Here is a 4,266-nt window from a genome sequence, read left to right as displayed (position 1 = left end):
AATTCGTCGCCACTGCTTATCGCTAATCATTTTACGAGACATATGAATTTCAAAGAGAAAAATTGTATCTTAATCAGCTAATCATGGCCAATTGTCAACGCCCCCTAGCTAATGAAAATAATGGCCATAAGCCTCTACTCACTGATTTATCAACAGGCATGCTAGCACTGCTGATTGATATCAAACTCAATGCTGAAGAAACAGATCATGTGAGTAATGAAGTCCAGTTTTTAATGCATTTAGTTAGCAAAAAAGAAAACCAAGATGCTTTGCCCCCTTCAACAATCAAACTCACCGAACAGTTGATGGAACAAAATATTCAAAAATCATTAAAAGAGGCAAGAACACAACATAATGTCAACCCTCCATTAGCGTTTGGACAAGGAGTGCAATTACAAGCACGACTTCAGCCTATTGAGCAACCAATAGTGAAGCCTATTTCAGTACTTCTAAGCCACATTCAACCTGCTGAATCAAGGGTTCCACAAGCCATTCAACAAGCGGAGAAAAAATTATTTGATTATCAACCCGCATTAAAAGGCAACATTGAAATTTTAAACACAGAAATCAACCCAGGTTCATGCCATAAATATGCATTAGGTTGCGAGTTTGATGACGATGTGCAGCTCAATGAACATGATGCTGTTTACAATAAAGCCGATCTGTACGCTAAATATCTACATTTACATGACCAAGATCCCAATGTAAAAGTCGCTGTTTTTTATCAAGACGGCCAAATTGCCCATACCGCTCGTTATAATGCTCAAGTTGATGCTTATGTACATACTTTCCCAGGTCATTCCTTATTTAGCTGTGATCCAGAGACACTAAAAGACATCAACAAATACAATAGGCTTGAAATTTTATCTCCAGATAATGCACATCAATATCAAGCCTACTTAGATGAAATCGCTGCACAACAAAAGTTAGAAGATCAAAAACGAGCAGCCCAAGTCAATGACACTAATATACTTTCTGTTATTGAGAAAAACTTAATTAACGTACAAGGACTAGACACTTGGGAGCTACGAGATGAAGATCGAACAGACATCGATGACTTTTCTGATATTGATGAAAATGGACTAAAGTTAGTCAAAATATTAAGAGAAATTGATGTGCAAGTAGATGAATACGATGATGAGCAATTTGATGGTATAGCAGAGTTGTTTCTCTCTAAAATTAAACAAGCAGGTGTAGAAATTAATTTAGGCCACCCTTATAATTTTTGATAAATAATCATCTTTAAATTAACTTCCGCCTTTCTACTATCTTCAAGCTAGTGGAAAGGATTTATTCCAAATACCTTCCATTGTATCTACCCCAATTTAGTATCTTTAACACCATTCTAAATGCCAGCAGCTGATCTTTGATAAACATTGCCATTGCGTGGTGTATTGCGGCGTTAAACAAGCGCGGCGCATGGCCCATTGGGCTCGCGACTCAGGAGTACCTTAGACAGTAACAAATAATGTTCCACAATCAGAAGCGCCGATTAATACTGTCATACACAGGCATGAGCCGAGAATACTCCGTCACAGGGGAAAACAAAGCTAATTGCTGATATTGATCACTTACCAAACCCATGAGCCCCAAGCCCACTTTATAATAATGCATACCTTGTTGATATCAACGCGGTACAATGTGCATTATTGCTTGACTCAATTCCAAACTCGATTGAGTCGGTTTTTTCAAAACCGTTGATGCCTGCTGCAATATAAATAGGGAGCACTTTCATTTTTATCGCCTCACCTTCATCACACACACCCGTTCATTATTTTAACTCTCAACGATTGCACTCTATCTTTCTCACTCACAGCTTAAACACTGTTTATTCACACAGTGCAATTGTCATAGCGAAGATCGCTTCTATTCACCAAGAAAGCAGCAAAGATATACAAGTGTTGCAGGTTCTAGCAGGTAAACTAGAGGCTAAAGATAACTTTCAGATGACTAGCATATTTAACCTGAGCTCGAAATAATGAGGATAAACATCACTTTTGTTCACCGAAGGCACTACGTTGTGGTTTATGTCGATGCTTGGAAGCAAGATTATTCAGACAATCTATTAATGACCGTCGTCTCATCCATTATCAGATGGTTGGTCTATTCAGACGAAATAAATCGATATCCAGTAACACAATTTCATCGCACGCTTTTTGCGCCAAAATCTCACCAATGACACTGACAAATTTAAAACCATGGCCAGAGAACCCAGCACCAAAGATCACTTGTTCATGTTCTGGGTGGTGGTCAACAATAAAATGTTTATCCTTGGTGTTAGTAAATAAACAGGACTTCATCGATAGGGTCGGGCCAGTTGATTCAGGAAAAAAGCGCTCAGCAAATTGGCGTAATATTTTCTCATCTTTGAAAGAGCATTCGCGATCCATCTTGTCTGGGTCAACTTTTTGTCTAAGATGATGTAACTTACCGTATTTAAACCCAGGTATGCCATGAACAGGAAAGCCATAATAAATATCCTGCTCATCACCAAGTACCCATATTGGCAGCTTTCCCATAGCAAAAAATTCAGGTTTTTTCGGTTGTGTCCAAATGACCACTTGTCGTTCCGGCATCGCTTTATCATCTTGTAATGGTGTCAATAATTTATTGGACCAAGGACCTGCCGTCACAACTAATTTCTCCGCGCTGTAGCGCGCTCTGTCAGTGTTAACAACCACACCATTTTCATTAGCTGACCAATCAATCACTTTCTCTCTGCCATGAATTTCGGCGCCAAGAGACAAAGCCTGATCCACATAAGCCGAAATACAATCCTCTGATAGTAAAAATCCACCATCGGGCTGATAAATCGCTTTCATCCCAGAACTTAAGTTAAATGCCGGAAAGTGCTTTTTCAGTGTTTTATGATCGTATACTCGATACTGCAAATGATAAGTCTGACAAGCTAACAAGGATCCCTGAAACACCGCTCCCTCTTCAAATGATGCATCAATGCCACCGGTAATATGCAACAAGGTTCGACCCGATTTAAGTTGAATGTCTCGCCATAATTCATAGGCTCGATACAATAGCGGAACATAAGCCGGATCTTCCATATAGGCAAGACGAATAATACGAGTAAGACCATGAGAAGACCCCATGTTATTAGGAATATCGTATTGCTCCAGTCCTAATACTTTCTTACCGCGTTTTGCCAACTCATAAACTGTGGCACTGCCCATGCCACCGACACCGATAACGAGCACATCAAAATGTTTGCTGTTGCTCATCGACCTGTCCTCACTTGTCATTTCTTACTTGTATTTGATGGATTTAACCATAGTCATGCTCAGCACAACTAACAAGTGATATATACCTTACATTTCAACTCTTCTATGTATGGGCTGTGACATCGTAAGTCTATATACACTCTCTATCAGACACGCCAAAACGTATGCTCATAATTCCACGAGAAGGCAATCACCTCTCATTTTCAGATAAAAATAAAAAACAAACTGTTGCAGCCATAACAGAGATGGTCGTAAAGAAAGATGACAATATAACATCACAGATAAAAACAGATATTAAATATAAATACTTTACTATTAATTACTTAATACAGATTGCCGTTGAGATATTCTAAGATAACATTTTCAGCTTATTTCGGCTTACCGCCGATACATCGCTGTGCAATTTGATGAGCGATACTATTAATCTGAGTGGGCGTCAACATTTGATGATTAAGCTTAGACAGTGTGAACAATAGCTGCTTATGATTTAAAATAGGAAAAGGGGGTTTAACTTTAAGCTCAATAAACCACCCCGGAAAAACTAATACGGGAAGCGCAGTAACCGTTAGCCCCGCACTTTGTGTTAGCCAATCACTAACCCACTTAGCTTGTCTCTGCGCTTGGGCCAAAGGTTTGGTCTCAGACCAAGAAGGAAAAATCAGCTTTGCTTGGTAATCCTTTCTATTTTTATCAATAGATTTACCCGTCGTTTCATACACCAGCTGATAATTGTTGTGCTTAGCATGGGCTTTAGGGCGCTTATGTCGCCCCTTTGTTTCTATGGCGAATACGCCATTAGGGGCAACGATTATATGATCGATATTGAAGTTTTCAGCCTGAATATCATGAAATACTTGATAGCCCAATGCTTGCAATCCGATTAACTCACTGGCAGTGGCAAGCTCTGCAGTATAACCCAAGCGTAAGTTAACTTACCTCCGGCAAAGCCGGAGGCTTATTTGGGTGACGCCCTAAAAGGGCTTAAGTCCGTGCCCAAGGCACTATCTACATTCCGAGTTTTAATTGATCCCGA

3 protein-coding genes and 2 pseudogenes are annotated in these 4,266 nt (G+C 39.6%); 1 reads left to right on the top strand and 4 read right to left on the bottom strand.

The annotated features are described in order from the left end of the window. Positions 1 to 83 precede the first annotated feature (83 nt). The gene (locus L2764_RS25885; protein ID WP_248943232.1) at positions 84 to 1,229 is read left to right on the top strand and encodes a hypothetical protein; all 1,146 of its coding nucleotides are present in this window, start codon (positions 84 to 86) and stop codon (positions 1,227 to 1,229) included. A 105-nt stretch (positions 1,230 to 1,334) separates the two neighbouring features. On the opposite strand, the pseudogene L2764_RS28425 reads toward L2764_RS25885, so the two are convergent. From L2764_RS28425 to L2764_RS25875, 4 genes and pseudogenes are all read right to left on the bottom strand, one after another. Further along, positions 1,335 to 1,430, bottom strand: a pseudogene (locus L2764_RS28425) (DUF4113 domain-containing protein); the annotation flags it as partial. Positions 1,431 to 1,600: 170 nt separating this feature from the next. After that, positions 1,601 to 1,735: a hypothetical protein gene (locus tag L2764_RS27940; RefSeq protein ID WP_283107180.1), complete on the bottom strand. Its 135-nt coding sequence runs from the start codon at positions 1,733 to 1,735 to the stop codon at positions 1,601 to 1,603. Positions 1,736 to 2,090: 355 nt separating this feature from the next. Next, positions 2,091 to 3,233: an N-methyl-L-tryptophan oxidase gene (gene solA / locus L2764_RS25880; RefSeq protein WP_248943231.1), complete on the bottom strand. Its 1,143-nt coding sequence runs from the start codon at positions 3,231 to 3,233 to the stop codon at positions 2,091 to 2,093. A gap of 368 nt (positions 3,234 to 3,601) precedes the next feature. Continuing rightward, a pseudogene (locus L2764_RS25875) lies at positions 3,602 to 4,159 on the bottom strand (nuclease-related domain-containing protein); the annotation flags it as partial. Between the last annotated feature and the right edge of the window lie 107 nt (positions 4,160 to 4,266).

The organism is Shewanella surugensis (assembly GCF_023284005.1).
Lineage (GTDB): Bacteria > Pseudomonadota > Gammaproteobacteria > Enterobacterales > Shewanellaceae > Shewanella > Shewanella surugensis.
The sequence above is the reverse complement of the archived record's forward strand: the minus strand, read 5'-3'. Positions and strand labels throughout refer to the sequence as shown.

Excerpts from the sequence above, each read along its gene's own strand:
- L2764_RS25885 (WP_248943232.1), top strand. The coding sequence starts at position 84 with ATGGCCAATTGTCAACGCCCCCTAGCTAATGAAAATAATGGCCATAAG.
- L2764_RS27940 (WP_283107180.1), bottom strand. The coding sequence starts at position 1,735 with ATGAAAGTGCTCCCTATTTATATTGCAGCAGGCATCAACGGTTTTGAA.
- solA (WP_248943231.1), bottom strand. The coding sequence starts at position 3,233 with ATGAGCAACAGCAAACATTTTGATGTGCTCGTTATCGGTGTCGGTGGC.